The sequence below is a fragment of the Nocardiopsis oceanisediminis genome (assembly GCF_048595525.1).
In the GTDB taxonomy this organism is placed as follows: domain Bacteria; phylum Actinomycetota; class Actinomycetes; order Streptosporangiales; family Streptosporangiaceae; genus Nocardiopsis_A; species Nocardiopsis_A oceanisediminis.
The window spans coordinates 5,850,585-5,866,151 of sequence record NZ_JAFMZJ010000001.1 but is presented as its reverse complement, the minus strand read 5'-3'; the positions used below and the strand labels follow the sequence as shown (position 1 = coordinate 5,866,151).

At 75.1% G+C, this 15,567-nt stretch carries 11 protein-coding genes; 8 read left to right on the top strand and 3 right to left on the bottom strand.

Translation table 11 applies throughout. The features are described from left to right. The first annotated feature begins 32 nt into the window (after positions 1-32). Entirely contained in the window at positions 33-1,202 is a 1,170-nt protein-coding gene (locus J0910_RS25585; RefSeq protein WP_420161091.1) for a cysteine desulfurase family protein, read from the top strand. A 123-nt stretch (positions 1,203-1,325) separates the two neighbouring features. On the opposite strand, the gene J0910_RS25580 is transcribed toward J0910_RS25585, so the two are convergent. After that, positions 1,326-2,498, bottom strand: a complete 1,173-nt coding sequence (locus J0910_RS25580; RefSeq protein ID WP_420161090.1) for a DUF695 domain-containing protein — start codon at positions 2,496-2,498, stop codon at positions 1,326-1,328. Between the two features lie 102 nt (positions 2,499-2,600). Between J0910_RS25580 and mnmA the strand changes: the two genes are divergently transcribed. The 7 genes from mnmA to gatA all read left to right on the top strand — a co-directional run bounded on the left by mnmA (position 2,601) and on the right by gatA (position 11,856). After that, positions 2,601-3,719 carry a tRNA 2-thiouridine(34) synthase MnmA gene (mnmA, locus tag J0910_RS25575; protein ID WP_420161089.1) on the top strand — a complete coding sequence of 373 codons (1,119 nt, stop codon included), beginning with the start codon at positions 2,601-2,603 and terminating at the stop codon, positions 3,717-3,719. A 68-nt stretch (positions 3,720-3,787) separates the two neighbouring features. Beyond that, positions 3,788-4,303, top strand: a complete 516-nt coding sequence (locus J0910_RS25570) for a DedA family protein (protein WP_420161088.1) — start codon at positions 3,788-3,790, stop codon at positions 4,301-4,303. Between the two features lie 114 nt (positions 4,304-4,417). Then, positions 4,418-5,410 carry a methionine synthase gene (locus J0910_RS25565; RefSeq protein ID WP_420161087.1) on the top strand — a complete coding sequence of 331 codons (993 nt, stop codon included), beginning with the start codon at positions 4,418-4,420 and terminating at the stop codon, positions 5,408-5,410. A 22-nt stretch (positions 5,411-5,432) separates the two neighbouring features. Then, positions 5,433-7,637, top strand: a complete 2,205-nt coding sequence (ligA, locus tag J0910_RS25560) for an NAD-dependent DNA ligase LigA (protein ID WP_420161086.1) — start codon at positions 5,433-5,435, stop codon at positions 7,635-7,637. A gap of 326 nt (positions 7,638-7,963) precedes the next feature. Next, positions 7,964-10,030 (top strand): putative bifunctional diguanylate cyclase/phosphodiesterase, encoded by a 2,067-nt coding sequence (locus tag J0910_RS25555; RefSeq protein WP_420161085.1) that lies wholly within the window; start codon positions 7,964-7,966, stop codon positions 10,028-10,030. Between the two features lie 27 nt (positions 10,031-10,057). After that, on the top strand, positions 10,058-10,357 hold the full coding sequence (gene gatC, locus J0910_RS25550) for an Asp-tRNA(Asn)/Glu-tRNA(Gln) amidotransferase subunit GatC (RefSeq protein ID WP_420161084.1): 300 nt from the start codon (positions 10,058-10,060) through the stop codon (positions 10,355-10,357). Further along, the gene (gene gatA / locus J0910_RS25545; RefSeq protein ID WP_420161083.1) at positions 10,357-11,856 is read left to right on the top strand and encodes an Asp-tRNA(Asn)/Glu-tRNA(Gln) amidotransferase subunit GatA; all 1,500 of its coding nucleotides are present in this window, start codon (positions 10,357-10,359) and stop codon (positions 11,854-11,856) included. Before gatC ends, gatA begins: the two co-directional genes overlap by 1 nt. A 690-nt stretch (positions 11,857-12,546) precedes the next feature. Here the strand turns inward: gatA and J0910_RS25540 are convergent. Beyond that, positions 12,547-13,719, bottom strand: a complete 1,173-nt coding sequence (locus J0910_RS25540) for a thioester domain-containing protein (protein WP_420161082.1) — start codon at positions 13,717-13,719, stop codon at positions 12,547-12,549. 634 nt (positions 13,720-14,353) lie between these two features. Next, positions 14,354-15,547, bottom strand: a complete 1,194-nt coding sequence (locus J0910_RS25535) for a thioester domain-containing protein (protein WP_420161081.1) — start codon at positions 15,545-15,547, stop codon at positions 14,354-14,356. Positions 15,548-15,567: the final 20 nt, after the last annotated feature.

Below are 15,567 nucleotides of genomic sequence, written 5' to 3'. Positions count from 1 at the left end.
GCCCGGGGCCGCCGCCGTATCCTTGGAAGGCCATGGTGTATCTGGATCACGCAGCCACGACCGCCGTCCGCCCCGAGGCCGTCGCGGAGATGACCGAGGAGTACGGGCGGCTCGGCAACCCCTCGTCGCTGCACGGGGCGGGGCGGGCCGCCCGCAGGGTGGTGGAGGAGGCCCGCGAGGACATCGCCTGGGCGCTCGGAGCGACCCCGCACGAGGTGGTGTTCACCGGCGGCGGGACCGAGGCCGACAACCTCGCGGTCAAGGGCCTGTACTGGGCGCGTAACCGGGCCGACCCGCGCCGGCGGCGGATCCTGGTGGGGGCGGTGGAGCACCACGCGGTGCTCGACCCGGCCCGGTGGATGGCCGACCGCCAGGGCGCCCGCTGCGAGGAGCTGCCGGTCGACGGGTACGGGACCGTGCACCCCGAGGCGCTGCGCGAGGCGATCGAGCGCGACCCCGACGACGTCGCGCTGGTCTCGGTGATGTGGGCCAACAACGAGGTGGGCACGGTGCAGCCGGTGCGCGAGCTGGCCGCGGTGGCCGCCGAGTACGGCGTCCCGATGCACACCGACGCGGTGCAGGCCGTCGGCGCGGTCCCCGCGGACTTCGCGGTGGAGGGGCTCTCCGCGCTCACCCTGTCCGGGCACAAGCTGGGCGGGCCGATGGGCGCCGGCGCGCTGGTGCTGGCGCGCGGCACCGACCCGGTCCCGGTGCTGCACGGCGGCGGGCAGGAGCGGGAGGTCCGCTCCGGCACCCTGATGACGCCGCTGCTCCGCGGCTTCGCCACCGCGGTCCGGCTGGCCGCCGAGGAGCGCGAGGAGCACGCCGCCGAGCTCTCCTCGCTCCGCGACGAGCTGGTCCGCGCGGTGCACAAGGCGGTGCCGGACGCGGTGCTCAACGGCCACCCGGAGGACCGGCTGCCGGGGATCGCGCACATGTCCTTCCCCGGCTGCGAGGGCGACGCCCTGCTGATGCTCCTGGACGCCCAGGGGATCGCCTGCTCGACCGGGTCGGCCTGCTCGGCGGGGGTCGCGCAGCCCTCGCACGTGCTGCTCGCGATGGGCGCCGGCGCCGAGACCGCGCTGAGCTCGCTCCGGTTCAGCCTGGGCCGCGGCTCCACCCCGGCCGACGTGGACGCCCTGGCCGAGGCGGTCGGCCCGGCCGTGGAGCGGGCCCGCGCCGCCCGCAGCCGCCGCCGCTGACCCTCCCCCCCCGCCTCCGCGCCCCAGGGGTGCTCCCGGCGCGGCGGCGGTCGCCCGGAGCGCTCCGGGCGACCGCCGCCGCGCCGTTCCGCGGAGCCCGCGGCCCCGCCTCCCGCCGGAGGCCTAGGAGGAGAGCCCGCGGAACTTGCCGGTGATCCGGTTGAAGACCGACCAGTCCGGGTCCAGCTGGGTCTTCATCCCCGGCCGGCCCTCGCCCCAGGAGGCGACGGCCTCCTCCACCGAGGGCAGCACCTGGGACTCGGGGTCCAGGTAGAAGAGCATCTCCCGGCGGCCGCCCCCGGTCTGCTGGAGGAAGAGCGCGCCGTCGGAGCCGAGCACCTCCTCCAGCCGCGAGTCCATCGCCTCCAGCGCCGCCGCGCTGGCCCCGCCGGGCTGCTTCTCCGCGTCGGCCTCGCGGTAGGGGAGCACCACCTGCAGCAGCAGGGTGAAGACCGGGAAGTCGCGGCGCTGCACCGGGTGGCGGAGGAGCACCTCCAGCGGGCCGAGCACCGGGTGCCGGGCCTCGGCGCTCACCAGGGCGCCCCCGGAGCCGTGGCCCAGCTGGTGGGCGACCGAGGGGATGGACGTCGGCGGGAGCGGGTCCAGCGGCTTCTCCACCAGCGCGCGCACCGCGCCGATCGCCCGCACGTAGTCGTCCTCGCCCAGCGCCAGCATCACCACGTGCTCGGCCACACCGGCCTGGTCCTCCTCGGGGAGGAACATGAAGTCGGGGTGGTAGACGCCGGCGGTGAGGGTGCCGCGCCGCGGATCGGCCCGCAGCTCCACGCTGGTGTGCGACAGGTCCAGCTCGTGGCCGTTCCAGTCCAGCGGGCGGGAGAGCGCGCCGTGGTCGGCGGGCAGCGACGGGCGGAACACCCAGCCCGGCTCCCCGGGGGCGGCGCGGGACCACCGCTCGGCGGCGATCCGCGCCTCGTCGTCCGGCCCGGAGCGGAGCGTCAGGGCGTAGGAGGGCTCGTCCCCGCCGAGCAGCGCCCCGGGGTCGTCCAGCTCGGCCAGGCGCGCCATCAGCTCGCTCGGGTCGGCGTCGAGCGAGGACTGCAGGTCCTCCAGCGGGTTGCCGCCGGAGGGCGGGGCGGAGGAGACCTCCCAGTCGAGGGCCGGGTGGATGCGCCGCACCAGCCCGGTGAGCCGCTCGGCGGCCTCCTCGGAGAGCGGGGAGCCGGCGTCGACCGACTCCGCCAGGGCGCCGCGCAGCTCGGGCCAGTGCGCCCAGAAGGCGTCGATGCCGGCGGCGGATTCGGACGCCGCGGAACGGCGGCGGCGGAACAGAGGCATGCTCTGATTTTCGCAGAACCCGGAGGGGGGAAAGGACGCCGGTCCGGGGGAGCGGCCGGAGCGGAAGGGGCGGCCCGGTGCAGCGCATACCCTGGAGACGTTATGACTTTGCGCGTACTGGCCGCCATGTCGGGCGGCGTCGACTCAGCGGTGGCCGCCGCCCGGGCGGCCGAGGCCGGCCATGACGTCACCGGGGTGCACCTGGCCCTCTCCAAGAACCCGCAGTCCTACCGGACCGGGGCCCGGGGGTGCTGCACCGTGGAGGACTCCCGGGACGCCCGCCGGGCGGCCGACGTGATCGGCATCCCGTTCTACGTGTGGGACATGGCGGAGGAGTTCGACCGCGAGGTGGTCCAGGACTTCGTCGCCTCCTACGCCGCGGGCAGCACGCCCAACCCGTGCCTGCGCTGCAACGAGAAGATCAAGTTCGAGGCGGTGCTGGACCGGGCGGTCGCGCTCGGCTTCGACGCGGTCTGCACCGGCCACCACGTCCGGCTGGTCGACGGGCGCCTGGTGCGCAGCGTGGACGAGGCCAAGGACCAGTCCTACGTGCTGGGCGTGCTGACCCGCGAGCAGATCGGGCACGCCATGTTCCCGCTGGGGGACTGCACCAAGGAGGAGGTCCGGGAGGAGGCGGCGCGGCGCGGGCTGGCCGTCGCCGACAAGCCGGACAGCCACGACATCTGCTTCATCGCCGACGGCGACACCGCGGGCTTCCTCAACCGGCGGCTGGGCAGCCGGCCGGGCCCGATCAAGGACGAGTCCGGCGAGGTGCTGGGCACCCACGACGGGGCGCACGCCTACACCATCGGCCAGCGCAAGGGCCTCAACCTCGGCGGGGCCCCGGACCGCCGCTACGTGCTCTCCATCGAGCCGGTGGAGAACACGGTGACGGTGGGCCCGCGCGAGGCGCTGCGGGTGGGCGGGATCAGCGCCGTCCGGCCGGTGTGGAGCGGGCGCGAGGCGCCGGCCCCCGGCGGCGCCCCGCTCGCCTGCCGGGTGCAGCTGCGCGCCCACGGCGAGGTGCACGGCTGCACGGTGCGGGCGACCGGCGAGGGGGTGGAGATCTCCCTGGACTCCCCGGCCACCGGGGTGGCCCCCGGGCAGACCGCGGTCTTCTACGACGGCGACGCGGTGCTGGGCTCGGCGACGATCTCCGGCACCCGCGCGGCCGAGCCGGCGGGCTCCGCGGAGCCGGCGGCGGCCCCCCGGGCCGGGTGAACTTAGGTTAGGCTTAACATGGTCTCCGGGTGGCGCCGCTCGGGCGGCCCGGAACGCATGGAGGGCCGATGGAATACCAGTTCCTGGAGGGACAGCCCTTCTGGATCGTGTACTCCGCGCTGTTCGGCATCGTCTTCGCCCGGACGCAGGCCACCTACTGGATCGGCCGCGGGCTCGGCGCCGGGCTGCACCGCTCGCGCTGGGGCGCCCGCCTCGGCTCCCGGCTGGAGCGGGCCGAGCGGCTGATCAACCGGTTCGGACCGCCGGTGGTCACCGTCGCCTACGTCACGGTCGGCGTGCAGACCGCGATCCACCTCGTGGCCGGCGCGATGCGGATGTCCTTCCCGCGCTACCTGGCCGCGATGATCCCCGGCTGCGCGATCTGGGCGGCCATCTACAGCCTCGGCGGCCTCGCCGTGCTCGCGGTGTGGTGGAACGTCTTCCTGCACTCCCCGGTGCTGGCCGTGGCCCTGGTGCTGCTGCTCGCGGCCGGGGCGGCCACCGCCGCCGCCCTGCTCCGCCGGCGCCGCGCCCGCGCCGCCCGGCGGGAGGACGCCGAACCCTCCGAGCCGGTCGCCGGCTGACCGGGCCCCTCCCGGGCTCCCGCCCGCTCCCCGCGCGGCCGTCCCGTCCTTCGTGGCGGCGGTGCGGGTGCCCTAGTCTTGTCGCTCGTGGATGATCGGCGTTTTCCCTGGGCAGTGGCGAGTTGGACCGGTGTGGGGTCGTATCCGTGGGAGGACCCCGACGAGGCGGCGCGGACGGTGTTCGGCGAGCTCACGCAGCTGCCGCACCTTCCGGAGCTGCCCGCGCGCGGGGCCGGGGCGGACATCATCGGCCGGACCGCCTCGCTGCTGGTGGACATTCCGGTCGAGGTGCAGCCGACCGGCTGGCGGGTGGCCCGCGGGCCCGGACGGGACCTGGCCCGGGCCGGCAGCTTCCTCTCCTACGACCTGGAGGCGGTGGAGCGGCACGGGGCCGCCTACACCGGGCCGTTCAAGGTCCAGGCGGCCGGCCCGTGGACCCTGGCGGCCTCGGTCGAGCTGCGCTCGGGGGAGCGGATGCTCGGCGACCGGGGCGCCGTGGCCGACCTGGCCGCCTCGCTGGCCGAGGGGGTGCGGGCGCACATCGCCGACGTGGCGGCGCGGCTGCCCGGCGCGGAGCTGATCGTGCAGATCGACGAGCCGTCGCTGCCCGCGGTGCTGGCCGGCCGGGTGCCCACCGCCAGCGGCTACCGGCGGATCGCGGCCCCGGACCCGGCCCTCGCCCGGGAGCGGCTGGGCGAGGTGTTCGCCGCGGTCGAGGAGGCGGGCGCGCTGCCGGCCGCGCACTGCTGCGCCGAGGACGCCCCGATCGGGCTGCTGCGCCGCTCCGGGGCGCGCGCCTTGGGCCTGGACGCCGCCCGGCTCACCTCCGGCTCCGACGAGGCCGTGGGCGAGGCGGTGGAGGCGGGGGCCGGGCTTTTTCTCGGCGTCGCGGCGCGTGCCCGGGCCGGAGTGTCCGACCCGGTCGGTACCGTCGATCCTGTACGTGAGCTGTGGAACCGCATCGGATTCGCCCCTGAATCACTGGCCGGGACCGTCGTCGTCACCCCCGTCTGCGGCCTGGCCGGCGCCTCGCCGGAGGGCGCCCGCGCCGCCCTGGACGCCTGCCGCGAAGCGGCCCGGGTGCTGCGCGACGACCCCCGCGGGTGAGCCCGGAGCGGAGGAGCACAGCATGGAGGAAAGGACGTCCCGGGTGAGCACGGAAGAGTCGGCCAGCGTCGATCCCGTCCCCGCCGAGGCGCGCGAGCGCCATGCCGAACTGTCGCAGGAGCTCGACGACCACAGCTACCGGTACTACATGAAGACGCCCGTCGTCTCCGACGCGGAGTACGACGCGCTGATGGAGGAGCTGCGCGGTCTCGAGGACCGCCACCCCCAGCTGGTCACCCAGGACTCGCCCACGCAGAAGGTGGGCGCGCCGATCAGCAACGAGTTCGCACCGGTGGAGCACCTGGTGCGGATGGAGAGCCTGGGCAACGCCTTCGACGCCGAGGAGCTGTCCGCCTGGGCCGACCGGGTCTCGGCGGAGGTCCCGGTCGAGGCCTACCTGTGCGAGCTCAAGATCGACGGGCTCGCCGTCGACCTGGTCTACGAGAACGGGCGGCTGGCCCGCGCCGCCACCCGCGGCGACGGCCGGGTCGGCGAGGACATCACGCTCAACGTGCGCACCATCGCCGCGGTGCCGGAGCGGCTGGACGAGGGCGTCCGGCCCGCCCCGGAGCTGCTGGAGGTCCGCGGCGAGGTGTTCCTGCCGGTGGAGGGCTTCGAGAAGCTCAACCGGCGCCTCGCCGACGAGGGGAAGCAGCCGTTCGCCAACCCGCGCAACGGCGCCGCCGGGTCGCTGCGGCAGAAGGACCCGCGGATCACCGCCACCCGGCCGCTGACCATGATCGCGCACGGCGTGGGCGCGCACCGGGGGGTCGAGTTCACCCACCAGTCGCACGTCTACGACCTGCTCCGGGACTGGGGGCTGCCGGTCAGCGACCGGTACCGGGTGGTCGGCTCGCTGGCCGAGGTGCGCGCCTACGTCGACCACTACGGCGAGCACCGGCACGAGCCCGACTACGAGATCGACGGCGTCGTGGTCAAGGTGGACGACGTCGCGCTGCAGCGCCGGCTCGGCTCCACCAGCCGCGCGCCGCGCTGGGCGATCGCCTACAAGTACCCGCCCGAGGAGGTCACCACCAGGCTGGTCGACATCCGGGTCAACGTGGGCCGCACCGGCCGGGTCACCCCCTACGGCGTGATGGAGCCGGTGCACGTCGCCGGCTCCGAGGTGGAGTTCGCCACCCTGCACAACGCCCAGGAGGTCGAGCGGAAGGGCGTGCTGATCGGCGACACCGTGGTGCTGCGCAAGGCGGGCGACGTCATCCCGGAGATCCTCGGCCCGGTCGTCGAGCGCCGGGACGGCTCGGAGCGGCCGTTCCGGATGCCGGAGACCTGCCCGGAGTGCGGTACCCCGCTGGGGCAGCAGAAGGAGGGCGACGTCGACCTGCGCTGCCCCAACGCCCGCTCCTGCCCCGGCCAGCTCCGCGAGCGCCTGTCCCACCTGGCCGGGCGGAAGGCGCTGGACATCGAGACGCTCGGCTACGTGGCGGCGACCGCGCTCACGCAGCCGCTGGAGCCGGAGGAGCCGCCGCTGCGCGACGAGGGCGACCTGTTCGACCTGACCGTCGACGAGCTGCTGCCGATCCGGACCCTGGTGCTCGACCCGGACACCACCGAGCCGAAGACCGACCCGAAGACCGGCGAGCGCAAGGTCGTCACCTTCTTCGCCAACGCCGACGGCGAGCCGAAGAAGAACGTGGAGCGGCTCTTCCAGGAGCTGGAGGCGGTCAAGCAGCGGCCGCTCTGGCGGATCCTGGTGGCGCTCTCCATCCGGCACGTGGGGCCGCGCGCCGCCGAGGACCTGGCCCGGCACTTCCGCTCGCTGGACGCGATCGAGGCCGCCTCGGAGGAGGAGCTGGCCTCGGTGGAGGGCATCGGCCCGACGATCGCCTCCTCCATCCGGGAGTGGTTCTCGGTCGACTGGCACCGGGAGATCGTCCGCAAGTGGCGGGCGGCCGGGGTGCGGATGGCCGACGAGGGCGCGGACAGCGGCCCCCGGCCGCTGGACGGGGTGACGGTGGTGGTCACCGGGTCGCTGGAGGGCTTCACCCGGGACGGCGCCAAGGAGGCGGTCGCCGAGCGCGGCGGCCGGGCCAGCGGCTCGGTCTCGAAGAAGACGCACTTCCTGGTCGCCGGGGAGAGCCCGGGGAGCAAGTACGACAAAGCGGTCAAACTCGGCGTCCCGGTGCTGGACGAGGAGGGGTTCCGGGTGCTGCTGGACGGCGGGCCGGATGAGGCCGCGAAACTGGCCCGGACGGCCGAGGAGTGAGCGGCGGCCGGGGGCGGGAGCGGTCTCCCGCCCCCGGCCGCACCGCATGTCGGCGAGGCGGGCGCGGTGCCCGATACGGAAACCGGGTGTTTCTGTCAACCCCCGCAAGGCTTACCTAAAGTCCCTGTATGGCGACACCTGGTGATGAAGCGTCGTAAGCTGTGCCCGTACACCGACGGGTGCGCACGGCCTGCGCACCGCGCGGAAGCGAACCGGATCCGTTGCAGGGGGTGGCCGGAAGGCTTGAGGACGAGACTCCGCCAGGAGCTCCCGGACCGCACTCCCCCGGGCGGGACCGGAGCTCCGCCGACCATCCCGAGGACGATATGAAGGATCCCAACAACACCCGGGACGTCGGCCCCCGGGTAGGGACACCGCTCTGGCTCTACCTGGCCGGCACCACGGCGGCCGGGGCGGCGCTGCTCGCCGGCTCGCTCGTCTGGCTGGGGCCGGGGGACCTGCTCGTGCTGGCCGACCGGCCGCTGGTCTGGCTGATCCTGTGCATGGTCGTCCTCGGCGAGCTGCGCCCCATCGCCACGCCCGGATCCGCGGGCGACGAGGGCGCGCCCACCTCGCTCCCGTTCTCCTTCGCCCTCCTCATCCACCTCGGCCTGCCCGCCGCCGGGCTGGTCCAGGCGCTGGCCACCGTGGTCGCGGGGGTGGCCCGCCGGCACGCCCCGCACCGGACCGCCTTCAACGCCGCCCAGTACGTGCTCAGCCTCGGCGTGGCCGACGCGGCGATGCGGCTCTTCCACCCCGGGGCGTCGGTCTACCCGTGGGTGCCGCAGGGCGCGGAGCTGGTCCTGGTCGGCCTGGCCGGCGCCGCCTACTTCGTGACCAACCTGGTCCTGGTGGAGTGCGCGGTGGCCATGCACGAGCGGGCGCCGCTGCACACGGTGCTCGGCAAGGACATCGGCCAGCGGCTCTTCGTCAACGGGGTGCTGCTCTCCCTGGCGCCGCTGGTCGTGGTGGCGATGACGCACTCGATCTGGCTGGTGCCGCTGTTCGCCCTGCCGCTGGCCGCGCTGTACAGCAGCGCCACCCTCTCGGTGAAGCGCGAGCACCAGGCCAACCACGACGAGCTCACCGGCCTGGCCAACCGGAAGCTGCTCATCCTGCGCACCCAGGAGGCGCTGACCGAGGCCCGCCAGCGCGACCTGCGGGTCGGCCTGCTCCTGCTCGACCTGGACCGGTTCAAGGAGGTCAACGACACCCTGGGCCACCCCACCGGGGACCGGCTGCTGCAGATCGTGGCGGTCCGGCTGACCCGCAGCGTGCGCCCGGGGGACCTGGTCGCCCGGCTCGGCGGGGACGAGTTCGCGGTGCTGCTGCCGCAGGTGCGCGACGCCGCCTCCGCGCGCGAGGTGGCCGCCCGGCTCCGGGTGGCGCTGGCCGAGCCCACCCGGATCGACGGGATGGACTTCGACCTGGAGGCCAGCGTCGGCATCGCGCTCTACCCGGACCACGCCCCCGACTTCGAGCTGCTCATGCAGCGCGCCGACGTGGCGATGTACGTCGCCAAGGAGCAGCGCACCGGGGTGGAGTCCTACGCCCCGCACAAGGACCGCAACTCCACCGACCGGCTCAGCCTCTTCGGCGAGCTCCGCCGCGCCCTGGTCGAGAAGGAGCTGGAGATGTACTACCAGCCCACGGTCGACCTGGAGAGCGGCCGGGCGGTCGGCATGGAGGCCCTGGTGCGCTGGCGGCACCCCACCCGCGGCCTGCTGGAGCCGCACGAGTTCGTGCCGATGATGGAGCAGTCCTACCTGATCCGCGGCTTCACCCACGAGGTGCTGGAGCTGACCCTGGCCCAGGTCGCCCGGTGGCGCCGGGAGGGCTGGCGGTTCCCGGTCGCGGTCAACCTCTCCGCCCGCGAGCTGCTCGACCCCACCCTGCCCGACGTGGTGGCCGCGGCGCTGCGCCGGCACGGCGTCCCCCCGGAGGGGCTCCGCCTGGAGATCAGCGAGCGGACCATGGTGGCCGAGGCCGACGCGGTCGCCCCCAGCGTGCTGGCCCTGGCCGAGCTGGGCGTTCCGCTCTCCCTGGACGACTTCGGCACCGGCTACTACACCCTGGCCCGGCTGAACGGGCTGCCGCTGGAGGAGATCAAGATCGACGGCTCGTTCGTCCGCCGGGTCGAGGAGGACGCCGACGGGCGGACCATCGTCGCCTCGGCGATCACCCTGGTCGGCTCGCTGGGGATGCGCGCCGTCGCCGAGGGGGTGGAGAGCGCCGGGGCGGCCGAGGAGGTGCGCGCCCTGGGGTGCCGCGCGGCGCAGGGCCGCCACTTCGCGCCCCCGCTGGCGGCGGCCGAGGCCGAGGAGTGGATCCGCGGGGCCGTGCGGAAGGACGACCGAGGGGTGCCCGGCGGCCATAGGATTGAGTCGTCCTGAACGACATCAGAGAACGGTAAGCAATTCATGTCCGCCATCACCCGCGATGAGGTCGCGCACCTCGCCCGGTTGTCGCGGCTGGCGTTGAACGAGGACGAGCTCGACCACCTCGCCGCCCAGCTCGATGAGATCATCTCCGCTGTGGCGAAGGTGCAGGAGGCCGCCGAAGGCGACATCCCGCCGAGCTCGCACGCCCTGCCGCTGACCAACGTGTACCGCCCCGACGAGGTCCGGCCCGGCCTCACCCCCGAGCAGGCCCTGGCCGGCGCGCCCGCGGTGGAGGACCAGCGGTTCCGCGTCCCGCAGATCCTCGGGGAGGAGGAGTGATGAGCAGCGACCTGATCCGGCTCTCCGCCGCCGAGCTGGGCGCCGCCATCGCGCGCGGCGAGACCTGCGCGGTCGACGCGGCGACGGCCTACCTGGACCGCATCGGCGAGGTCGACGGCGACATCAACGCCTTCCTGCACGTGGACCGGGAGGCCGCGCTGGCCCAGGCGCGGGCCGTCGACGAGCGCCGCGCCGCGGGGGAGGAGCCGGGCCCGCTGGCCGGCGTGCCGATCGCGCACAAGGACGTCTTCACCACCGAGGACATGCCCACCACCGCGGCCTCCAAGATGCTGGAGGGGTGGCTGCCGCCCTACGACGCGACGGTCACCGCCCGGCTGCGCAAGGCCGGCCTGGTCATCCTCGGCAAGACCAACATGGACGAGTTCGCCATGGGCTCCTCCACGGAGAACTCCGCCTACGGCGTGACCCGCAACCCGTGGGACACCGACCGGATCCCGGGCGGCTCCTCGGGCGGCTCCTCGGCCGCGGTGGCCGCCTTCGAGGCGCCGCTGGCCACCGGCACCGACACCGGCGGCTCGATCCGCCAGCCGGCCGCGGTCTGCGGCCTGGTCGGCGCCAAGCCCACCTACGGCTCCTCGTCCCGGTACGGGCTGATCGCCTTCGCGTCCTCGCTGGACACCCCGGGGCCGTTCGCCCGGAACGTGCTGGACGCCGCGCTGCTGCACGAGGCGTTCTCCGGGCACGACCCGCGCGACTCCACCTCCATCGACGCCCCGGTGCCGCCGGTGGCCGACGCGGCCCGCCGGGCCGACGTGGCCGGCCTGCGGGTCGGCGTGGTCAAGCAGTTCGCCGGGGAGGGCTACCAGCCGGGCGTGCTGCAGCGCTTCCAGGAGAGCGTGGAGCTGCTGGAGTCGCTGGGCGCCAAGGTGGTCGAGGTCTCCTGCCCGAGCTTCGACACCGCGCTGGCCGCCTACTACCTGATCGCGCCCAGCGAGGCCTCCTCCAACCTGGCCCGCTTCGACGCGATGCGGTACGGCCTGCGGGCCGGCGACGACGGCACCCGCAGCGCCGAGGAGGTCATGGCGCTCACCCGGGCCGAGGGCTTCGGGCCGGAGGTCAAGCGCCGCATCATCCTGGGCACCTACGCGCTGTCCAGCGGCTACTACGACGCCTACTACGGCTCGGCGCAGCAGGTGCGCACGCTGATCAAGCGGGACTTCGAGGCGGCCTTCGCCAACGTGGACGTGCTGGTCTCGCCGACCACGCCGACCACCGCGTTCCCGCTCGGCGAGCGCTCCGACGACCCGATGGCGATGTACCTCGCCGACCTGTGCACCATCCCGACCAACCTGGCCGGCAACGCCGCGCTCTCGGTCCCCTGCGGCCTGGCCCCGGAGGACGGCCTCCCGGTCGGCCTGCAGATCATGGCCCCGGCCTTGGCCGACGACCGGACCTACAGGGTGGGCGCGGCCGTGGAGGCGGCGCTGCGCGACCGCAGCGGCGGCGCCCTGCTCGCCGGCAGCCCCTACGCGGTCTGAGGAGCGGGCTCCGAGGCGTGTCCCGGGGGCGGAGCGGCCGGGCGGCCGCACCGCCCCTTCCGCGTCCGGCCGGGGCGATGGTCCCGGTGCGGGCGGCCGCCGCGATCGCCGGGACGGGGCCTGGCCCGCTGACGGCCGGATTCGCTTCCGCGTCCGGTCCGGACGCCGGGTCTCTGGACGGACGGAGGTGCTCGGGGCGGCCGCCGTGATCGCCGGGACGGACGGTCCGACCCGGGAGAGGGCGTCCCGCGCCGATCGGCGGAGGGCGGGGGTCCGCTTCGGACGGAGCCGGCCCAGGCCGTTGACGGGCGGATCCGCCCCGCAGCACCGGAACCCTCGGGGAAGGGCGGGGTGCTTCCGCGCCGGCGGACCTCTTCCCGTCGGCGGTCCGAGGAGGCGGGGGCACCGCGCTCCGGCACGGCGGCCGCGTCGCGCCCGGCCGCGCCGCTGGGGGAGGCACCCGGGGAGCGCCCCGCGCACGCGGAGCCGGGCGCACGGGCCCGCGCAGGGCGCCGGCGGTGTCGCGGGCCCGCGCACACGCGTCCGCGCGCATGAGAACGCCCGGATGGCGGGCCCTCGCCGCCTCGGGGAGCCGCTCACGCGTCCGCGCGCATGAGAACGCCCGCCCGCCGGATCAGTCCGGCGGGCGGGCGTCTCAGTGCGCAGGGCCTGCGCCTAGAGCCGTACCGCTCAGCTCTCGTCGGAGGCGCTGCGGCGCTTGCGGCTCAGGTACATGGCCGCACCGCCGCCGGCCACGGCCGCCACGGCCGCGCCGACCAGGCCGGCAAGCGCGCCGCCGGTGACCGGCAGGCCGCCGGTGTCCTCGTCCTTGCCCGGGGCGGGCTTGTCGTCCGGCTTCTCGGCCGGGGTGCTCGGGCTCGGGGCCGGCTCGGACGGGCTCGGCTCCGGCTCGGACGGGCTCGGCTCGGGCTCGCTCGGCTCCGGGGTCGGGGTCTCCTCGCCGCCGCCGGCGGCCCAGGAGACCTTCGCGCCGGCGCTGACCTCGGTGTCCTTGCCGTCCGCGGTGATCAGGGTCTGGGTGGCGGGCTGGCCCTCCACGCCCTTGAACAGCCGGCCGACGTCGACGGTGGCCGAGACGGTGCCGGACACGCTGGCCTCGCCGGCCTCGGTGCCCTTCGGGACCTTGAAGCCGAAGACGTCGCCGTTGGAGGCGGCCTCCACCGGCTCGCCGGTCTCCACGTCGACCAGCTCCACGCCCTCCGGGGCGTCCAGGGTCAGCGGGACGGACTCGGCGCTGGTGGTGACGGTGAACTCGCCGATGGTCTCGCCGGCCTTGCCCTCGGCGGACTCCGGGGCGATGGTGAGCGAGGCGTCCGGCTCGGAGACGTCCTCCTTCTTCGCGTTCTTCACCAGGTAGCTGTAGAGCGCGAAGACGTTGTCCTCGTTGCCCTGCTCGGTGAACTCCACGTTGTTGCTGAAGTGCCAGATCGCGGCCTGGGTGCCGGCCACGGCCTGCTTCTCGGTCAGGCCCGCGACGCCGGAGGCCTCGGCCAGCGAGGCCGCGTCGACCTTGGGGAAGGAGTTCTGCAGGATCCAGTTGACCTTGCCAGGGGTGGCGAACTCGCCCTTGCCCGGGTAGTTCTCCCAGGCGTCCTCCTGGTAGGCGGCACCGCCCCGGATCGAGGTCTCGTAGTCGATGCAGTAGGTCTGCAGCAGCGTGCCGTCTTCCAGCTTCAGGTTGAAGAGGCTGGCGCCGATGCTGGTGCCGTCGGAAGCGGTCACCTTGCCGCCGTTGAGGGCGTTGCCCACGTACTCGCCCTTGGCGCCGCTGGCCAGGGCCGGGGCGGCGGAGAGGCCGAAGGCCAGGGCGGCCGCGGTGGTCGCGGCGGCGACGGCCGCCACGCGGCGGCCGCGGCGGGGGGAGTGGGGGAGAGAGGTCGTTTTGATCAAGGTTGCGTCCCGGTGTTGTTCAGGGGAAAACCGGTCATCGCCGCTGCGCCGGGCGGAGGCCCGGCAACGGCGGTCGGGCGCGCACCGCGGACCGCCGCGGCGCGAGTTTCGCGCGGTCCGTGGAGAAGCCCGCTGCGGTGTCCGGCGGCATCGTGCTGTTTCGGGAGGCGCCGTCACGGAAAAAGCGAACGGAGATCGGCGCGATTCGTCTTCGCCGGAGCCGCCTCGCCCGCCCCGGAAGGGGTTCCGGCTCGGCGGCGGGTACCGGAGCACCGCACCGCCTGATACTAGCGACCCAATTCCGGTCTTCCAACATGGTTCGCGGAATTCGTGCGATTCTGAGCCGAAGTCCGTTCCTGTCCCATTCTGCAGCCCGGTTTCACCTGGGCATTCTTGCGTGGGAGCGCATCCGGTCACAGGAGCGCCGGAGCCGCGATGTGATTCGGGTCGTACCGTCCCGGGCGGTGCCGCAGCCCGGAACCGGCGGGTGTGCGCTGCTCCGGCCGCCGCGCCGGCCTGCGGGCGCGGACACGGGGGCGCCGCCCGGCGGCGCCCCGCGGGGCGGAACCGGGCCGGGGCGGCGGGGTCAGTCCCGGCGGGAGCGGCGCCGGAACAGCAGCATGGCGGCGGCCCCGCCCACCACCAGCAGGGCGCCGATGCCGATCAGCGCGCCCAGCCAGGTGCCGGTGAGCGCCAGCGGGCCGCGGCGCTCCGGCTCGGGGGAGGCGGGGGAGGCGCTCGGCTCCGGGGAGGGCGCCGGGGGCTCGGCCGAGGGCGGCGGCTCCGCGGGGGAGGCGGAGGGGAGCGGCTCCAGGGTCGGGTCGGCGGCGGGCACCGGTCCGCGGGCCGGGGCGTTCCAGTCGGCCTTGATCGCCGCGGTGCCGGAGGTCACCCCCTCCTCCGCGGTGACCAGCGGCAGCGTGGTCACCCCGTCCTTGCCGACGAACGCGCGGCCGGACTGCACGGTGGCCGCGGTGGTGGAGGCGTGCACCGTGGCCACCCCGGCGCCGGCCCCCTCCGGCACCTCCAGGTAGAACTCCTCGCCGTCGCCGACCTCGGTGACCGTTGCGCCGGAGGCGTCGGTGAGCCGGGCGCCCTCGGCTCCGCCGACCCGCAGCGAGACCGGGCCGGTGCCGGTGGTGCGCGCCTTCATCGGGCCGATCGGGCTGGTCGGGTCGGCGCCCTGGATGCGCTCGGGGGTGACCGAGAGCGAGGGCGCGGCGGCGGGTTCGTCCGCCCCCTCGGCCCCGCCCACCAGGTGCCGGTAGACCTCCAGCACGGCCGGGTCGTTGCCCTTGTCCGCGGAGGCCGGCTCGGCGCCCTCGGTGTAGTGCCAGATCGCGGTCTGGGTGGCGGCGATGGCCTGCTCGGCGGAGAGCCCGCCGGCCCCGCTCCGCTCGCGCAGCTCCTCCACCGCCAGCTCCGGGTAGGAGTTGCGGACGATCCAGGCGACCGGTCCGGCCGGGTCGCCGGCGGGGTGCTCGCCCGGAACCGCGTTCCAGCCGGACTCGACATAGGCGGTGCTGCGGTCGGGTTCGTCGGAGTGCACCGCTCCGTAGGCGCTCAGCGAGGTATCGTCGTCCACCCGGAGCCGGTACAGCGCGGTCTCCGCGGTCCCGCCGCCGGCCAGGCGCACCTCGGTGCCGGGCACCGCCTCGCGCGCGACGCGGGCGGGTCCGTCCTGGGCCGCCGCGGGGGCGGCGGGGGAGAGGACCCCTGCGGCCAGCAGGGCCGCGGCGAGGCCGGCGAGCGGCCGCGGGCGGAACGGGGCGCGGGGCACGTGCGGTGGTCTCCTCGGCG

Excerpts from the sequence above, each read along its gene's own strand:
- J0910_RS25585 (WP_420161091.1), top strand. The coding sequence starts at position 33 with ATGGTGTATCTGGATCACGCAGCCACGACCGCCGTCCGCCCCGAGGCC.
- J0910_RS25580 (WP_420161090.1), bottom strand. The coding sequence starts at position 2,498 with ATGCCTCTGTTCCGCCGCCGCCGTTCCGCGGCGTCCGAATCCGCCGCC.
- mnmA (WP_420161089.1), top strand. The coding sequence starts at position 2,601 with ATGACTTTGCGCGTACTGGCCGCCATGTCGGGCGGCGTCGACTCAGCG.
- J0910_RS25570 (WP_420161088.1), top strand. The coding sequence starts at position 3,788 with ATGGAATACCAGTTCCTGGAGGGACAGCCCTTCTGGATCGTGTACTCC.
- ligA (WP_420161086.1), top strand. The coding sequence starts at position 5,433 with ATGGAGGAAAGGACGTCCCGGGTGAGCACGGAAGAGTCGGCCAGCGTC.
- J0910_RS25555 (WP_420161085.1), top strand. The coding sequence starts at position 7,964 with ATGAAGGATCCCAACAACACCCGGGACGTCGGCCCCCGGGTAGGGACA.
- gatC (WP_420161084.1), top strand. The coding sequence starts at position 10,058 with ATGTCCGCCATCACCCGCGATGAGGTCGCGCACCTCGCCCGGTTGTCG.
- gatA (WP_420161083.1), top strand. The coding sequence starts at position 10,357 with ATGAGCAGCGACCTGATCCGGCTCTCCGCCGCCGAGCTGGGCGCCGCC.